The organism is Staphylococcus sp. SA22, from assembly GCF_054165785.1.
In genome coordinates this window covers 181,254-199,824 of the sequence record NZ_JBSZQY010000003.1, presented here as the reverse complement: position 1 = coordinate 199,824, position 18,571 = coordinate 181,254, and the positions used below count along the sequence as shown (strand labels likewise).

General features: G+C 34.6%; 16 protein-coding genes. 7 read left to right on the top strand and 9 right to left on the bottom strand.

All coding sequences use genetic code 11. From position 1 onward, the window contains the following. The first annotated feature begins 10 nt into the window (after nt 1-10). The gene (gene ausB / locus ACXQH5_RS04760) at nt 11-655 is read left to right on the top strand and encodes an aureusimine biosynthesis 4'-phosphopantetheinyl transferase AusB (protein ID WP_000215727.1); all 645 of its coding nucleotides are present in this window, start codon (nt 11-13) and stop codon (nt 653-655) included. A gap of 327 nt (nt 656-982) precedes the next feature. Here ausB and ACXQH5_RS04755 read toward each other — a convergent pair whose 3' ends face one another. The 8 genes from ACXQH5_RS04755 to ACXQH5_RS04720 all read right to left on the bottom strand — a co-directional run bounded on the left by ACXQH5_RS04755 (nt 983) and on the right by ACXQH5_RS04720 (nt 10,184). After that, the gene (locus tag ACXQH5_RS04755; RefSeq protein ID WP_077446551.1) at nt 983-1,462 is read right to left on the bottom strand and encodes a YagU family protein; all 480 of its coding nucleotides are present in this window, start codon (nt 1,460-1,462) and stop codon (nt 983-985) included. A 284-nt stretch (nt 1,463-1,746) separates the two neighbouring features. Further along, nucleotides 1,747-2,517, bottom strand: coding sequence for an acetylglutamate kinase (gene argB / locus ACXQH5_RS04750; RefSeq protein WP_000668889.1), 771 nt, complete (start codon nt 2,515-2,517; stop codon nt 1,747-1,749). 15 nt (nt 2,518-2,532) lie between these two features. Beyond that, nucleotides 2,533-3,774, bottom strand: a complete 1,242-nt coding sequence (gene argJ, locus ACXQH5_RS04745; RefSeq protein WP_000682598.1) for a bifunctional glutamate N-acetyltransferase/amino-acid acetyltransferase ArgJ — start codon at nt 3,772-3,774, stop codon at nt 2,533-2,535. A gap of 11 nt (nt 3,775-3,785) precedes the next feature. Beyond that, nucleotides 3,786-4,817, bottom strand: coding sequence for an N-acetyl-gamma-glutamyl-phosphate reductase (gene argC / locus ACXQH5_RS04740; RefSeq protein WP_000598492.1), 1,032 nt, complete (start codon nt 4,815-4,817; stop codon nt 3,786-3,788). Between the two features lie 38 nt (nt 4,818-4,855). Next, the gene (gene rocD / locus ACXQH5_RS04735; RefSeq protein ID WP_001084449.1) at nt 4,856-6,040 is read right to left on the bottom strand and encodes an ornithine--oxo-acid transaminase; all 1,185 of its coding nucleotides are present in this window, start codon (nt 6,038-6,040) and stop codon (nt 4,856-4,858) included. A 248-nt stretch (nt 6,041-6,288) separates the two neighbouring features. Next, the gene (gene brnQ1, locus ACXQH5_RS04730) at nt 6,289-7,644 is read right to left on the bottom strand and encodes a branched-chain amino acid transport system II carrier protein BrnQ1 (protein WP_000728178.1); all 1,356 of its coding nucleotides are present in this window, start codon (nt 7,642-7,644) and stop codon (nt 6,289-6,291) included. Between the two features lie 276 nt (nt 7,645-7,920). Further along, nucleotides 7,921-8,478: an isochorismatase family protein gene (locus tag ACXQH5_RS04725; protein ID WP_000606891.1), complete on the bottom strand. Its 558-nt coding sequence runs from the start codon at nt 8,476-8,478 to the stop codon at nt 7,921-7,923. Nucleotides 8,479-8,543: 65 nt separating this feature from the next. Further along, on the bottom strand, nt 8,544-10,184 hold the full coding sequence (locus tag ACXQH5_RS04720) for an alpha-keto acid decarboxylase family protein (RefSeq protein ID WP_000813534.1): 1,641 nt from the start codon (nt 10,182-10,184) through the stop codon (nt 8,544-8,546). 191 nt (nt 10,185-10,375) lie between these two features. Here ACXQH5_RS04720 and ACXQH5_RS04715 point away from each other — a divergent pair, with 191 nt between their 5' ends. Beyond that, nucleotides 10,376-10,477 carry a hypothetical protein gene (locus tag ACXQH5_RS04715; RefSeq protein ID WP_000979526.1) on the top strand — a complete coding sequence of 34 codons (102 nt, stop codon included), beginning with the start codon at nt 10,376-10,378 and terminating at the stop codon, nt 10,475-10,477. Here ACXQH5_RS04715 and ptsG read toward each other — a convergent pair. Beyond that, nucleotides 10,456-12,501, bottom strand: a complete 2,046-nt coding sequence (ptsG, locus tag ACXQH5_RS04710) for a glucose-specific PTS transporter subunit IIBC (RefSeq protein WP_001227713.1) — start codon at nt 12,499-12,501, stop codon at nt 10,456-10,458. The two genes, ACXQH5_RS04715 and ptsG, sit on opposite strands and share 22 nt — an antisense overlap. A 584-nt stretch (nt 12,502-13,085) precedes the next feature. On the opposite strand from ptsG, the gene mupG reads away from it, so the two are divergent. The 5 genes from mupG to ACXQH5_RS04685 all read left to right on the top strand — a co-directional run bounded on the left by mupG (nt 13,086) and on the right by ACXQH5_RS04685 (nt 18,459). After that, nucleotides 13,086-14,141, top strand: coding sequence for a 6-phospho-N-acetylmuramidase (mupG, locus tag ACXQH5_RS04705; protein ID WP_000145574.1), 1,056 nt, complete (start codon nt 13,086-13,088; stop codon nt 14,139-14,141). Then, entirely contained in the window at nt 14,141-15,037 is an 897-nt protein-coding gene (gene murQ / locus ACXQH5_RS04700) for an N-acetylmuramic acid 6-phosphate etherase (protein WP_000432007.1), read from the top strand. The genes mupG and murQ overlap by 1 nt, the downstream gene beginning before the upstream one ends. Nucleotides 15,038-15,048: 11 nt before the next feature. Then, nucleotides 15,049-16,503 carry a PTS transporter subunit EIIC gene (locus ACXQH5_RS04695; RefSeq protein ID WP_000159765.1) on the top strand — a complete coding sequence of 485 codons (1,455 nt, stop codon included), beginning with the start codon at nt 15,049-15,051 and terminating at the stop codon, nt 16,501-16,503. 2 nt (nt 16,504-16,505) lie between these two features. Then, nucleotides 16,506-17,381: a pentose phosphate pathway transcriptional regulator RpiRB gene (gene rpiRb / locus ACXQH5_RS04690; protein WP_000181832.1), complete on the top strand. Its 876-nt coding sequence runs from the start codon at nt 16,506-16,508 to the stop codon at nt 17,379-17,381. 223 nt (nt 17,382-17,604) lie between these two features. Beyond that, nucleotides 17,605-18,459, top strand: a complete 855-nt coding sequence (locus ACXQH5_RS04685; protein WP_000422381.1) for a hypothetical protein — start codon at nt 17,605-17,607, stop codon at nt 18,457-18,459. Nucleotides 18,460-18,571 lie beyond the last annotated feature (112 nt).

The window sequence follows — 18,571 nt, the reverse complement described above, 5'->3', positions numbered from 1 at the left end:
AGGGAAAGTTATGACAGTATTTGTAATGCAATTACAGAGTAACTTGAAAAGTATTGAAGAATTAATATCACAAAGTCGTTGGTCATATAAAAAACCGCGTACAGTCAACTATAGATACAATCAAGATAAACTCATGCACAGATTGGGAGATATTTTAGTGCAATATGGAATTCAACATGACACAGGGTTATTACCACATGAATGGCATTATCACATTTCGCCACGAGGTAAGGCAGATATAGTTCAACACAATCGTGATGGACAGCCCATCTATGTGAGCTTATCATATAGTTATCCTTATATCGTGTGTGTTGTCGATAAAGAACCAGTTGGTATTGATATCGAAAAGATATCACAACGTTTAGACTGGCGTACATTAGTGACGTGTTTCTCTACAAACGAAGCACAGCAAATATGTAGTTTAAATGATTTTTATCAAATATGGACACAAAAAGAAAGTTTTACAAAATTGATTGGTGAAGGTTTAATCAAAGGGTTGGACATTTATGATATGACGCAATCACACTTTTATCAATCACGTGAAGTGAAGTTCAAACAATTTATTTTTGATCAGTTTATGGTACAGGTATGTTTCTTAGGACAGGCACCCTGGGGTTATAAAAAAGTGTCTGTATTTCAATTATTGAGTAGTTAAACATGGCGTCTAACAGTATCATTGCGCAGTGATTTTAAACTATACTGCCTAAATGTTTACTGTTAGATGTTTTTTATTGGAAAAATGAAAGGTGAATACACGATGGCATCATTCAAAATCATGACGAGATTAAAGTAAGTGATAAGGTGAAAATATACTGAGCAATATTGAAATTGCCAAAAATAATGGCTTGTTACGACGCATTTGAGATTTTAATGCTCACGTAAGTTGGCTGGAATCATATCATGTCAGTTAATAAAATAACGTGAGCATCAATCATCATACTCAAACGATGATTTAAAACTCACGTTACGATGTTTATATGAATTAATTTAATTTATAGCGATAGACAAAATGTTGTCGTACTAATTCAATAGTCATCATCCAGACGACATGTCCAAATAATTCTGATATGTGCTCTTGGAATGGTTGATCCCACACAGCAGGTACAGTATGCATAATCGGCATAATGATAAGGTGGAATAACACCCATATTACAATACCAAATACAGCACCTTGTCCCATTGCTAAGTAAGCGTATTTTTTAACTAATATGCAATAAATAATTGCAATGACGATAGAAAAACTAAAGTGAACAATGAAGCTTACCCAAGGTAATTCCATATTTGAAAATGTATACGTCTGATGTGTAAATTCACTACTAAATCCTAATTGTTGCAATAACTCTTGAGGTGGGTTTGTTGCATTTCGTTCTGGTGTACGAGGTGGAAACATGACCTCCCAACCTAATTTTACAATTCCAGACAACAAGCCACCAATGATTCCGGCATAAATGAATATTACCATTTGTCGTTTCGTCAACTTAAGGACCCCTCTCTTTTTTCTATCCTCATTATAGTATTTTGTGAAAATAATCACAATGAAAAACTTTTAAAATATAAAATATTTCAAGTTACAAATTTGAAAATCACTAATAGTGTTTTTCATCTCATATTGTATCATACTATATTCTAAGATTCCTTTTGTGAAATGAGACAGGTGAAAAGGTGACACTGCATAATCATTAAACAAATTAGGTACAATTATGCTTCGAAGCCGAATAATACAAGATTGAGTGGTCATATTCAAAGTCATACTGATGATTTTAGTATCGTTGTCCCAACAAAATCATTATTGTAAATAGCTTCGATAATATTTGGCTTGTTTCCTGGTGCAATAATAACTTTAGGACAGCCGTTTTCAATAGCATTTTTAGCATCAAGCACTTTAGGAATCATACCTCCATAAATATCACCATGCTCAATATACTGATTAATATCAGCTAATGGTAGTTGAGGTATAACAACATCGTTGATTAGCACGCCAGCAATATTACTGAGTACATAAATGGGTGCTTCTAATGATGCTGCAATAAAATAGGCGAGTGTGTCTGCATTTATGTTGTAAAATTCTCCATCATGGTTATTGAAACCAATCGAATTGATGATAGGTACAAATTTAGTACATAAATAAGACAATGAGTCTATATTTAAAGTGGTTGGAACCCCGACATATCCATATTGTTGATCAAAACGTTTAATTTCAAATAATTGAGCATCCAAACCACATAAGCCTATTGCAGAACATTGGTGCTGGTTAAATTGAGCTACTAATGCAGTGTTAACGTCTGCAATGAGCGTGTGTTTAGTAATAGTCATAGTTGCTTTATCAGTCACTCTTAGGCCATTAACAAAGTGTGGCTCGATTTGCTGGTTTGATAATGCTTCATTAATAAATGGGCCACCGCCATGAACGATAATGGGGTAGATGTTGTTTGATCGTAAATGCTTAATGTTGTTAATAATTGATGGATGCATGTCACTTAGTGTACTGCCACCAATTTTAATGACAATAAATTTCATCTAACCAACACCACCTTATGTTCGATATGATGCGTTAATACGCACATAATCATAGGATAAATCACAACCGTATGCAGTCGCTGCAGCGTTACCTAAACCAAGCTGAACGTCAATTGTGACATTTTCATGAGTTAATGTATTCGACATAGCTTGCTCATCAAATAGTACAGCCATGCCTTTATCCACGACAGGTATTTGGTTCAGTTGAACATATGTGCAGTTAGGATCAATTTCACATCCGCTGTAGCCAATAGCTGTAATGATTCGACCAAAATTGGCATCTTCGCCAAAAATAGCTGATTTTACTAGATTTGAACTTACGATAGTTTTACCGATTTTTCTTGCGTCTGATATTGATTTAGCGCCTGAAACATTGACACTGATTAACTTTGTTGCGCCTTCGCCATCTCTGGCTATAGCTTTAGCTAAAAATGTACAGACAAAATTGAATGCATCAACAAATGTTTCCCATTGTGGATGGTCTTGATTAAGTATTTGGTGTTCAACTTGCTGATTTGCCATGACTAATACCATGTCATTTGTACTTGTATCGCCATCAACAGTAATCATATTAAATGTATGGTCAGTCGAAGATTTTAATAATTGATGAAGTGTATTCGATTCAATTGATGCATCGGTTGTTATAAAAGCAAGCATGGTAGCCATATTTGGGTGAATCATACCTGATCCTTTAGCACTGCCACCAATTGTAATGGTTTTACCATCAATATTTAGTGATACAGCGATATGCTTTGTACATGTATCAGTTGTTAAAATTGACTCGTTAAACGCACCTGGCGTTGCAAAATTAGCATCATTAATATGTTCTGTACCAGTTTTAATTTTATCCATTGGTAAATATTCTCCAATGACCCCAGTTGAAGCAACAGCAACATGCTCAGATGGTATTTGAAGTTGTTGAGCTACCCATGTTTGAGTTTGTTGGGCATCATCGATACCTTGCTGACCTGTGCAAGAATTTGCATTAGCTGAATTAACAACAAGTGCTTGTAATTTCCCTTTAGACTTTTGTAAAGTGTCTTCAGTGACAATAAGTGGTGCAGCTTTAAATTGGTTTAAAGTATATACGGCAGCTGAACTTGCTAAAGACGATGAGTAAATCCAGCCAAAGTCTTTTTTGTTAGCGCGTAAACCGATGTGCATACCACCGGCCGTGAAGCCTTGAGGTGTACTGATATCGCCATGTTTAATAATTGAAAAGTTATGTTGCTGTGATGTCGTTTCTTGATGTTTCATTCTAACACCCCTTATGGATAAACTGGTGATTGTTTTAGGCCAGTCGTAACTTCAAAATCATATAATATATTTAAGTTTTGAATGGCTTGACCACTTGCCCCTTTGACAAGGTTATCAATCACTGATACTAAAATTGCTGTTTGCGTTGTTTCATCTACATAGATGCCGATATCGCAGTAGTTACTACCGAGTACTTCTTTTGTGGTTGGAAAAGTCCCAATATCTCTAATTCTGACAAATGGCTGATTAGCATAATAAGAGGTCATTAATTTATGTAATGATTCAGTCGTATATTCAGATGATAATTTGACATATATTGTTGATAAAATACCTCGTGTCATTGGTACGAGATGTGGTGTAAATATGACTGATACATCTTGACCTGCAATGATAGATAAATATTGCTCGATTTCCGGTTTGTGTTTATGGTTTCCGATTGCATAAGCACTTAGATTTTCATTCATTTCTGAAAAATGAACACGTTGTGATAATGAACGACCAGCACCTGACACGCCGGTCTTAGCATCAATAATAATAGATGACAAATCTACAATTTTTTCGCTAATAAGTGGATGTAATGCTAATAACGTTGCTGTAGGGAAACAGCCAGGGTTAGAAATGAGTTTCGTTCCATTGTTATCTAAAGATTGCCATTCTGAAATGCTGTAAATAGCATGATCCAAATCAACTTGTGCTGCAGCAGTTTCTTTGTAATATGCTTCATATATTTCACGATTCTTAATTCTAAATGCGCCAGATAAATCGATAACATGAATACCTTTTTCTACTAAGGGAGGGATACATGTTTTACTTACGGGTGCTGGTGTCGCAAAGAAAATTACATCACAGTCATTATTGTCCACTGTAAGTGCTTCGAAATGTTGCATAATATGTTGTAAATGTGGAAATGTTAATTTCAACGGTTCATCTACTTTTGAATGTGAGTAGATGTGTGCAATCGTTACATGAGGATGTGTTTGTAATAATCGAATTAATTCAATTGCGCCATAACCGCTACCGCCAACGATACCTACTTTAATCATCATGAATCCCTCCTATATCATATATAAATGATTAATTGTTAATTTTTAAAAACGTCTTGAAAAGCTGCAACAATTTGATTGATTTCCTCTTTATCAATGACTAGAGGTGGTGACAATCGAATGATAGTACGATGCGTGTCTTTGCATAAGATTCCATGTTGAATCAGTTGATCCACAAAAGGTGCAGCATCTGTGTTAAGCTCTATGCCTATAAATAAACCACGACCTCTAATTTCTTTAATACTAGGATGTTTAAGTTGTAGCAACGCTTTTAATAAAAATGAACCTAAGCGTTCTGATCGTTCAACCAGTTGTTCATCTTTAAGTACATCAAGCGCTGCCGTCGATATTGCAATGGCTAAAGGGTTACCACCAAATGTTGAACCATGTGTACCTGGTGTTAGAACACGCATGACATCATTATTTGCAAGTACAGCAGATACAGGGTATAAGCCGCCACCCAATGCCTTACCTAAAATATAAATGTCTGGAACAACTTGCTCCCATTCCATAGCAAACCATTTCCCAGTTCTACCAAGACCAACTTGAATTTCATCTGCAATCAATAATATTTGATGTTTATCACATAGTTGACGCACAGCTTGAATATATCCTTTCGGTGGTATATTAACGCCACCTTCACCTTGAATTGGTTCCAAAATAATTGCTGCTGTATTCGGTGAAATAGCTTGTGTTAATTGTTCAATGTCTCCAAAATCTACTGTTGTAGTGCCTTGAAGTAGGGGGTGAAATCCTGCTTTATATGCGTCGTGGTTAGATAGTGATAATGAGCCAAGTGTACGACCGTGAAAATTGTTATTCATAGCGATGATTTCAACTTGTCCGTCAGTAATGCCTTTAACTTCAGAGCCCCATTTTCTAGCAATTTTAATGGCTGCTTCAACAGCTTCAGTACCAGAGTTAAGGGGGAGTACTTTGTCTTTCTTAGCAAGATGACAAATTTTTTCTTCCCATTTCCCGAGATTGTCACTATAAAGGACACGTGAAATGATAGACAACTTTGAAGCTTGTTCTGTCATCGCTTTAACAATTGTTGGATGGCAATGGCCTTGGTTTGCAACTGAAAAACCCGAGATGCAATCTATATATTGTTTGCCATCAGTATCCCAAACTTTGACACCTTTACCTTTAGTAATTACAAGCTTAAGTGGTGCATAATTATTAGAGCTATAATAATCAGTTAATTCAATGATTGAATTCATCGGTCTCCCTCCTTTATATTTATACAATTTAAAAAATTAATATTAATATATTACAGTTGTTCAATATAAGTGTCAAATGTAAATTTAATAATATAAAGATAAAGTTGTGTATGTATTAATGTGATTCGTAAAATGAAAGTACTAATATTTTTCATGGATAATCATTGATATGTATACGAGTGCAGTTTAATGTAGTATGAATAAAAAATGCCACAAGCATATGTTTAACATATGACTGTGGCATAGTATTATGCTTGTGGAATTTTACGATGCTTAATTTTATAAATAATGAAGCCGATAATGAAACCAATCAAACTGAGAACAACCCAGCCCATACCAATATCTGATAATGGTAAATATTTTTGGCTGAAATTAATCAAAGTTTGTGAGAATGATGTGCTTGAAATGAACTCTGGACTAGCTTTTAATCCATCTACTAATGCAGCAATCATTGTAAAGAAAATGGTACATTGATAAATAATTTTTGAATGATGGAATTTGCTACTAAATAATGTTAGTACAATCAAGGCAATTGCTAATGGATATAAGAACATTAACACTGGGACTGAGTACATAATAATTTTAGTTAAGCCAACATTCGCGAATAAGAATGAGATAAAGCTCACAACTGTTGCAATCGCTAGGTAATTCATTTTAGGGAAAAGGTGTTCAAATGTTTCTGAAAATGCCGTAATTAAACCGATAGCTGTTTTTAAACAAGCAACCATAACTATGAGTGATAACAAGACGATACCGTAGTTACCTAAGTAGTATTGCGTAATTTGCGCTAAGGCAATACCACCATTTTCACTAAGTTTGAAATGACCAATACTTAATGTACCCATGATTGCTAGTAGGGTATAAATGATCCCCATCATAATGATACTGATAGTACCAGACTTAATTGTTTCTTTAGCGATATCAGTTGGATTTTCGATACCTAACTTTTTAATCGTTGCAACAATGATGATACCAAATGCCAATGACGCTAGCGCATCTAAGGTATTGTATCCATCTAAAAAGCCGTTAAATAAGGCGTTTGATTGATATTGTTTACTAATAGGTGCATCAGATATGCCACCTAATGGATGGATAAAAGCAAATAATAAAATAATTGCTAATAATACTAAGAATACCGGATTTAAAAATTTACCGATATATTCTAAAATTCTTGATGGCTTTCTCGCAAAAAACCATGCAATCACAAAGAAGACGAAGCTAAAAATAAATAAATATAAAGTGATTTGCTTTGGTGATAAAAATGGCGAAAATGCAATTTCAAATGATGTAGTTGCCAGTCTAGGTAAGGCGAAAAATGGTCCGATAACTAGATATAGGGCAATCGTGAAAATATAAGCATATGTTTTATTAACACGCGATGCAATTTCAAATAAACCAGATGTCTTTGAAATGCCAATAGCAATGATACCTAGAAATGGTAAGCCAATTGCTGTAATTAAAAATCCTAAGTTAGCGATAAAAACGTTAGAACCAGCAGCTTGACCCAAGTGTATTGGGAAGATAAGATTGCCGGCACCAAAGAATAAACCAAATAACATAGAACCTATAAACATGTTTTCTTTAAATGTTAGTTTCTTCTTCATATATGTATTTGTTCTCCTTTTTAGAACTTATAAAAATCTACTTAATTAAGATAATATCAAAAATTAAACCTAAAGTGATACATAATTTTGTAATAAATACTAAATTTTTTGAAAATTCCGGAATAAATACTGTTTTTTATGTAGTAAGGGATTAGGTTAAGAACGGTTTAACAGATATAGAATATGTTAAATATAGAAGGTTAGACAACCCGACGTATTAATACTTTGTAAAATAAAGCCCCCCTTCAACATAATCGAAGGGGGGAAAGTGTATGCTTAGTTCAATATATTTAGTAATTCGCTTGTGGTTACTGTTTGCCCCATTATAGGGAATAAATTATCTATTGGGAATTGATGTAGCGTTTCGTTTTGAGCGCTCATCATGTCAGTAACAAAATACTGATCGTAGTTTAATTGATAGGCGTCTCGTGCGGTCGTATCTACACCAACATGTGTTGCTACACCGCCAAGAACAATCGTATCAATTCCTCGACGTCTCAACTGTAAGTCTAAATCCGTTCCTACAAATGCACTAAATTGTCGCTTGTCTATGACAAAATCGCCATCTCTCTTGTCTAATAAATGATGGAAACGACTGTAGTCGTCGCCTTCTTTTGGTGGTAATGATACCATCGAATTTGGTTTCAATGCATCTTTACCATCATAGAATTTAACACGAACGAATACGATAAAACTATTGTTTTTTCTGAAAACATCTATTAATTTATTAGCGTTTTGAACGACATTTTCAGCTGTATATGGGGCATAATCCATTTTAAGAATACCTTCTTGCAGGTCGATTAACACTAAAGCGGTTTTATTAAAATTAATCATCTTATATCAGAGTCCTTTTCGTTTAATAAAGTATTCGCTTAAACTTATACCCTAACGTGATGAAATTATTTATTTTGTTGCGAAAAAGCTTTAGCGATATCGATCAGTTTCTTTGGTGCATCTTCGACAGACATTTTGACTTCGACAAAATGCATCACATCGGGATGGTCATTAATTACATTAAACACCTCTTGTAAATCTTTTGATGATTCAACGTCATGAATTTCAACATTTTTACCACCAAATACAGCTGGTAAAGCTTTATAATCCCACATGTGAATTTCATTATAAGGTTCATACATGCCGTGAATAAGTCGTTCTACCGTATAGCCGTCATTATTAATCACAAATAATACCGGTTTAATATGCTGTCTAATCATAGTTGAAATAGCTTGAACAGTTAGTTGCAATGAGCCATCACCAATTAACAATAAGTTACGACGATCTTTGTCTGCTAATTGTGAACCTAATGTTGCAGGTAATGTATAGCCGATAGAACCCCATAACGGTTGCCCTATAAAAGTATTGTTTTTGTATAATGCTAAATCATAAGCACCAAAGAATGATGTACCTTGTTCAGCAATAATGACATCATTTGGTTTTAAGAAATTTTGCATCATTTTAAAATAAGTTTGTTGTGTTAATGGCTCTGTGCCAACAGTATAATCAGGTGATGTTGGACGATGATAAGCAGGGAACGATGCGTTATTCGTATATGATATATCGGTCAATTGTTGTAGTAATGATGGTAGAGATATTTCATCATTTGTAACATCATCAATTTTGATATTGTGATGATTTAACATAACGACATCATCGATATTGAATTGGTATGAAAATCCTGCTGTTGCTGAATCTGTTAATTTGGCTCCAATATTTAAAATTAAATCGCTGTTGTCCACATAATCTCGTATTTTATCTTCGGCAATTTTCCCATCGTAAATACCCATATAATATGGATTTTCCTCATTAAAAGCACCTTTTCCTAATGAAAGTTGTGCTACTGGTATCTGTGTTTGATTTACAAAATCTTCTAATTCTTGATGGAGGTGAAAACTGTTAATTTCATGTCCAGTAATAATGATAGGCTGCTTCGATTGATGCAATTTAGATGCTAATAACTCTATATATGTTGATGCATCAGTATCTTTGGCTGCCGTTACTTCGAATGGTGTCGGTATCTCAATTTCAGAGATTGCGACATCGATTGGTAAATGTAAATGAACTGGGCGTCTTTCGGCGATTGCTGTATTAATTAAACGTGGTATTTCGGTTGTTGCATTTTCAGGTGTGATATAACCTTGTGCAACGATTATATGTGCAAACATTTTTCGGTAGTCGTCAAATGTACCTTCACCAAGTGAGTGATGTACATATTTACCGGCTTGTTCAACAGCACGTGTCGGCGCACCTGTAATCGCAATGACAGGTATGCGTTCAGCATATGAACCTGCGATACCGTTGACGGCACTTAATTCGCCAACACCAAATGTAGTAACTAATGCAGCGAGTCCATTAAGACGGGCATAACCGTCCGCTGCGTAACTTGCGTTTAATTCATTTGTATTTCCTACCCAATCTACATTGGGATTACTGATAATATCGTCTAGAAAAGCGAGATTAAAATCACCAGGAACACCAAAAATTTTATCGACGCCTGCTCGATGAATAGCGTCAATTAAGTAAGCTCCAATGCGTTGTTTCATAAAAAAACCACCTTTTCTCTATATTTACACTTAAAATGATAGCCTCGAATATAGTGTAAGGTCAAGGAAGTTGACTTTGTTGTGAAAACGCTAACAATAGTGAGCAATTAATATTTTTTAGGAAATGAGTATGAAGGGGGCTTTAATTGATGATCTTAAAATTCAAAATTTAAAGGGAGAGCGAACTATCAATGATGCTGCAAAACACAATAGCAAAGAAAAAACAGGCGCGTCACCTTATGAAGGTATACGCACCTGTTTATAGTAAGCATTATTTAGCTTCAAATAATTGATCGCCAAATGAAATGTTGCCATGTTCACCTTGTTTAAAATCAAGGTTTGTAATGTTTCCTTGTGTAACGATAATAGGCGTAATATCACTCTTTGCATGATTGCGGATGTAGTCTAAATCAAAGTTGATTAATAAATCACCTTGTTTAACTTCTTGACCTTCCTCAACATGTAAAGTAAAGCCTTCTCCGTTTAATTTAACAGTGTCTAAACCGATGTGGATTAATAGTTCTAAACCACTATCTGATACAAGACCAATTGCATGTTTTGTTGGGAAAATCATTTGTACTTTACCGTTGAATGGTGCACGAACTTCACCTTGTGAAGGTTTGATAGCGATACCGTCACCCATCATTTTTTCGCTGAACACTTGATCAGGCACTTCTGATAATGGTGTTACTTCACCAGTTAATGGTGCATGAACGATATGGCTCAATTCGCTTGTTGCAGATTTATCTTCTGCAACAACAACAGTTTCGTCTTTATCGTCTTCCATAGTAGTAGGGTTTTCTACTACTTGACCATTCATAATCTGCTGCATTTCATGCTTGATTTGGTCAGATTTTGGCCCAAAAATTGCTTGCATATTGTTGCCGACTTCTAATACACCAGATGCACCTAAATCTTTCAAACCAGGAACATCAACTTTAGATTTATCGTTGACTTCAACACGTAGACGTGTGATACAAGCGTCTAAATGTTTAATGTTTGCTTTGCCACCCATAGCTTCTAATACTGCATATGGTAATTCAGTTGCTGAAGCAGTAACAGCTTGTGATTGCTTATCTTCACGACCTGGTGTTTTGTATTTTAATTTTACAATTAAGAATCGGAATACGAAGTAGTAAATGACTGCGTATACAAGACCTACAGGAATAACTAACCACCATTGTGTCTTATTAGGTAGTACGCCAAGTAAAACGTAGTCGATGAAACCACCTGAGAATGTATAACCTAAGTGAACATCCAATAAGTACAATGTTAAGAATGATAAACCATCAAGTACTGCGTGAATAAAGAATAATAATGGTGCTACGAATAAGAATGAGAATTCTAAAGGTTCTGTAATACCAGTTAAGAATGATGTTAAAGCAGCAGAACCCATTAAACCTGCTACTACTTTCTTGTTTTCAGGTTTAGCTGAGTGATAAATTGCTAAAGCTGCTGCAGGTAAACCGAACATCATAACAGGGAATTCACCTTGCATGAATTTACCAGCTGTCAAATGTGCGCCTTCACGAATTTGTTCGATAAAGATACGTTGGTCACCGTGAATAATTTCACCAGCTGCATTTTTCCATGAACCAAACTCGAACCAGAACGGTGCGTGGAAAATGTGATGTAGACCGAATGGAATTAATAAACGCTTAATAAAACCAAATAAGAATACGGCAACACCAGTATTTGAGTCTAATAATCCTGTACTGAATGCATTTAATCCTGTTTGGATTGTTGGCCAGATTAATGCCATTGGGAATGCTAAAATAAATGATGTTGTAGCCATCATAATAGGTACGAAACGCTTACCAGCGAAGAAACCTAAATAAGATGGTAAGTTAATGTTATAGAACTTGTTATAACACCAAGCTGCCAGGGCCCCGATAATAATACCGCCGAACACACCTGTTTGTAATGTTGGAATACCTAAAATGCTAGCGTAACCACTCGCTGGATCAGTAACATTTTTAGGTGTAACTTGTAAAAAGTCACCCATTGTTTTGTTCATGATTATGTAACCGACAAATGCTGCGATAGCTGCTACGCCATCACCGCCAGCTAATCCGATTGCGACACCTAATGCGAAAATCATAGGTAAGTTTTCAAAAATAATACTACCGGCAGCTGTCATTAATTTAGCGACATTTTGAACGCCACCATTTTGTATAAAAGGCAAGTAGTGTTGTAATGCTTCGCCTTGTATAGCTGTACCGATAGCTAATAACAGACCCGCTGCTGGTAAAATTGCAACAGGTAACATTAGTGCCTTACCAATACGTTGCAATTGACCGAAAAGTTTTTTCCTCACTTGTCCAACCTCCAAAGTTGTATTTATTATTTAAGATTCAATAAAAAAGACACGAGCAAATAGACTGTGTTGGTAACCATCACAGCTTAATTTAACTCATGCCTAATCTTACTTAGTAACACGTTGGTGTATGTAATTAATGTAAAAGAAGCAATTGACTAAGTAGTATATAAAACTGATACGTTAGTTTATCTAGCTTACCATCACATCTTATTGAATCTTATTTGTTTGCGACTCCTATTTTAGCATGGTGAAGTATGCGTTTTCAATACAATTATTAAATTCAATTTCAAATATCTTAATTGTTCACAGATTATTATTAAAACATAATATAAGATAATCCTGAATAAAATGTATAAAAGTTGTTGTAATAATCCAGTAGTAGCAGCTATTATCAGCACTTAAAAGAAAGGATAATCTTTAATGGTGTAATAATTAACTTGTGACAAAAATATGTAAGATTATTACAATGAACAGGCTTTAACTGATTAATATTGTAATGTGATTTCTCTTATAGTAAAATGTAAGCGATTACACAACTCAACTATATTTTCCTAATAATTATATTGTTAAGGAGGGCTACTTTGACAGGCTTTTCAGTGTATTTAGGACAACCTTTAGATGAAGCGTATATTAAGCGAATGATTAAACAAGGTTACCAAATGATTTTTACATCTGTACAAATACCAGAAGAAGATGACGAGACAAAATATCATTATTTCACAAAACTACTCAATTTATTAAAACATGAACAAGTGACTTACCTCATAGATGCTAATCCATCTATATTAACACCATCTTTTTATAAGCATCTTCGACAATATGATGCGCAATTTATGATTCGTATCGATCATAGTACATCAATTGAGGCAATCGAAGCGATAATGGCACAGGGTTTAAAGTGCTGTTTGAATGCAAGTATTATTTCCCGGGAATTGTTAACAAGCTTACATCAACAATTGAATGATTTTACATTACTTTCATTTTGTCATAACTATTATCCAAGACCAGATACGGGATTATCTGTTGACTTGGTCAATAAGAAAAATGAACTCATTTATCAATTTAATCCAAAGGCACAAATATATGGTTTTATTGTAGGGAGTGGTTTGCGAGGTCCTTTGCATAAAGGCTTGCCAACAATTGAAGCAACGAGACATAGTCATCCTGTCGTTGCAGCTAAATTATTACAAGAAACTGGTGTATCTGAAGTGTTAGTTGGAGACTCATTGATTGAAATGAGGCAGGCAAAACAACTTATAGATTTTTGCAAGCATAGGCATTTCACGTTATGTATTGAAGAAGTGTTTGATACGACAGTGACTTACCTTTTCGATATGTGTCATAAAGTACGTCCGGATAATCCGGAAAATGTCATTCGTTCGGAAACGTCAAGACAAATATGTCCACATTCGATTCAACCACAGTTTACGACGCAACGACGCATTGGTTCAGTAACCGTTGATAATTTGAATAACGGTCGTTATCAAGGTGAAATGCAAATTGTGAGACAAACGCTTAGTGCACATGACAATGTGAATGTTGTTGCACAAATTATTAAAGAAGACTTACCACTGTTAAGTTGTATCGAGCCGAATGATACATTTGATTTTCAAAAAACTAGGGAGTGTAAGAAGTGATGGAAAATAGTACGACCGAAGCGCGTAATGAAGCGACGATGCATCTTGATGAAATGACTGTGGAAGAGGCTTTAATTACGATGAATAAAGAAGATCAGCAAGTCCCGTTAGCAGTTCAAAAGGCAATACCACAATTGACAAAAGTAATTAAAAAAACAATTGCACAGTATAAAAAGGGTGGACGATTGATCTATATCGGTGCAGGTACAAGTGGAAGATTGGGTGTCTTAGATGCAGCGGAGTGTGTACCTACATTCAATACTGACCCTCATGAAATTATAGGTATTATTGCTGGTGGACAACATGCTATGACGATGGCTGTAGAAGGTGCGGAAGATCACAAAAAATTAGCGGAAGAAGATTTGAAAAATATAGATTTAACATCAAAAGATGTCGTTATAGGAATTGCCGCGAGTGGCAAAACGCCATATGTTATAGGCGGTTTAACATTTGCTAACACAATCGGTGCTACAACAGTATCTATTTCATGCAATGAACATGCAGTTATAAGTGAAATTGCGCAGTATCCAGTAGAAGTTAAAGTTGGTCCAGAAGTATTAACTGGTTCAACGCGTTTAAAGTCTGGTACAGCACAAAAATTAATTTTAAATATGATTTCAACCATCACAATGGTTGGTGTCGGAAAAGTTTACGATAACCTCATGATTGATGTTAAAGCAACCAATCAAAAACTGATCGACCGTTCAGTGCGTATTATTCAAGAAATATGTGCTATCACATATGATGAAGCAATGGCGTTATATCAGGTATCTGAGCATGATGTGAAAGTTGCGACAGTTATGGGTATGTGTGGCATTTCTAAGGAAGAAGCAACAAGACGGTTATTAAACAATGGTGACATTGTTAAACGAGCAATCAGAGATAGACAACCTTAGGAGGGATTTAAATGACCAAAGAACAACAACTTGCAGAAAGAATTATTGCTGCAGTAGGTGGTATGGATAATATAGATAGTGTCATGAACTGTATGACACGTGTGCGTATTAAAGTATTAGATGAAAATAAAGTAGATGACCAAGAACTAAGGCAGATTGATGGTGTCATGGGTGTTATACACGATGAACGCATTCAAGTTGTGGTTGGACCTGGTACAGTCAATAAAGTGGCTAATCATATGGCGGAATTAAGTGGTGTTAAACTAGGTGACCCAATACCACACAATCACAATGATAGTGAAAAAATGGACTATAAATCATATGCAGCTGATAAAGCAAAGGCGAATAAAGAAGCACATAAAGCAAAACAAAAGAATGGTAAGTTGAATAAAGTATTGAAATCAATTGCCAATATCTTTATACCGTTGATTCCTGCATTTATTGGAGCTGGATTAATTGGTGGTATTGCAGCAGTACTGAGTAACTTAATGGTGGCAGGCTATATTTCAGGTGCTTGGATTACGCAACTTATAACAGTATTTAATGTCATTAAAGACGGTATGTTAGCATACTTAGCTATTTTCACTGGTATTAATGCGGCTAAAGAATTTGGTGCGACACCAGGACTTGGTGGCGTGATTGGTGGTACAACGTTATTAACGGGTATTGCTGGTAAAAATATTTTAATGAATGTCTTCACTGGAGAACCATTGCAACCTGGACAAGGTGGAATTATTGGCGTTATTTTTGCCGTTTGGATTTTAAGTATTGTCGAAAAGAGATTGCATAAAATTGTGCCAAATGCGATTGATATTATTGTAACGCCGACTATTGCATTGTTGATTGTAGGACTATTAACTATCTTTATCTTTATGCCATTAGCAGGTTTTGTTTCAGACAGTTTAGTTTCAGTAGTTAACGGAATTATTAGTATTGGTGGCGTATTTAGTGGATTTATCATTGGTGCAAGCTTCCTACCGTTAGTTACGTTAGGACTTCATCATATTTTTACGCCAATTCATATAGAAATGATTAACCAATCTGGTGCTACTTACTTATTGCCAATAGCAGCGATGGCTGGTGCTGGACAAGTAGGTGCCGCATTAGCACTTTGGGTAAGATGTAAACGCAACACAACATTACGTAATACTTTAAAAGGTGCATTGCCAGTTGGTTTCCTAGGTATTGGAGAACCATTAATCTATGGTGTGACTTTGCCATTAGGTCGACCTTTCTTAACTGCTTGTATTGGCGGTGGTATTGGTGGCGCTGTAATAGGTGGAATTGGACATATTGGTGCCAAAGCAATAGGCCCAAGTGGTGTGTCACTATTACCATTAATCGCAGATAATATGTATTTAGGTTATATTGTAGGGTTACTTGCTGCGTATGCTGGTGGATTCGTTTGTACATATTTATTTGGAACGACAAAGGCGATGCGACAGACAGATTTGTTGGGTGATTAATGATGACAAATATTTTATATCGCATTGATAAGCAGTTGAGTGATTTTACGAAGACAGAAAAGATAATCGCTGATTACATTTTAAAGAATCCACATAAAATCATTGATATGACTGTGAATGATTTGGCAGATGTTACGAATGTTAGTACAGCATCAATTGTTAGATTTAGTCGGAAAATGACACATCAAGGTTTTCAAGAGCTAAAGATTGCGATATCTCGATACTTACCCGAAGATATTGCAACCAATCCACATTTAGAATTGATTGAAAATGAATCTGTAGAAACTTTGAAAAATAAAATGATTGCTAGAGCAACGAATACGATGCGATTTGTAGCTACTAATATTATGGATGCGCAAATTGATGCAATTTGTGATGTGTTGAAAAATGCCAGGACAATATTTTTATTTGGGTTTGGCGCATCGAGTTTGACTATTGGTGATCTTTTTCAAAAGTTATCTCGTATTGGCTTAAATGTCAGGTTATTACATGAAACGCATTTACTTGTGTCAACGTTTGCGACGCATGATGATAGAGATTGCATGATTTTTGTGACGAATCAAGGTAGTCATAGTGAATTGCAGTCAATTGCACAGGTGGCCACACATTACAGTATTCCCATCATAACTATATCTAGTACAGCTAATAATCCAGTGGCTCAAATTGCAGACTATGCATTGATTTATGGCAGAACTGATGAAAATGAAATGCGTATGGCGGCTACAACGTCACTATTTGCACAGTTATTCACGGTAGATATATTGTACTATCGATTTGTAGCATTAAATTATCATGCGATTCTAGATTGTATAACCCAATCGAAAATGGCACTTGATAATTACAGGAAGCATCTTGCGACGATAGATTTTAAACATTAGATATTGTGTGCGTTCTAATATAAAGTTAGTTGCAGCGTAAACAATTGAAGTTTTTGATGTGATTCAGTTGCTTGATGAAAAATTGTTGATACAAGTTTGTAAAACTGGCATAGAGGCTATTTTGAAAATGATAAAGGCGTGACAAATTAAAGCAAAGTTCAGATTTGAGCTTTGCTTTTTTCATAGTATAGAAATTAAATGCTGTTATTAAGGGGGAATTAATTTGGAACTTAACGAGATGATTAATTTTGTAAAAGAAAACAATAAGATAATTGTTACTTTATCGCTAACAATTTTCACGTCTGTAATATTTCCTGAGTTAAAAAGTTGGTATTCAAAAATCATTAATACTGAAAACAAATATAGAATATTCGATAGGGCAATTATTATGATTGGCACAGTGTTACCAATGTATTTTCTTTTAGGATTTTTGAATTATAAAATATATATTAAACTGCTAGAAAGACCTCATAGTGAATTTATTAATACAATATGGTTTTCATTAATAGGCATAAGTTATGGATTAATCTTATTTATAGCTATTTCAACTTACCGAAATTATTTAGCGATTGTTAATAGATTTCAATTATATAAAATGTGTGGAAATTGTGATTACATACATCCCTATAGGTTTGTTGTAAATAAAGAAAGTACATTAATTAAAGATTGTTTTAAAGTTGGCAATAATGACCTTTACGAACCTGGATCAAACTACAAAATAATTAACCTAAATCAAACCATATATGGACACTATGAAAAAGTTGAAAGTTTTTATCAAAATAAAAACGACAAAATATTCCATATCATTACGCTAAATAGAAAAAACTTAATAAGAAGTTGGCTTTTTATAAATAATTGGTCTATTATTTTATGTCGTTTTACAATGCCGATAGTGTTCACTTTATTTATTTTTTCTTTATCCTATTTTGATAATGGCATTTATAATGCTTTTATTCCAATTGTGATATACATTTTCACTTTTGTTTTTCAATCAATTATATTCAATAAAATATATACAGAGAACAAACAATTGAGGACACAATATATTCAAAAGTTGAACTCTGGCATAGAAGTATAAAAATATAAAGAATAGTGTGTGTTGGTGTTTTTAGGATGCCACTTACCTCAAACACAAATATTAAAATATAAGACAATAAAATTAGAATAAATTTACGTTTGAAGATAAAAAA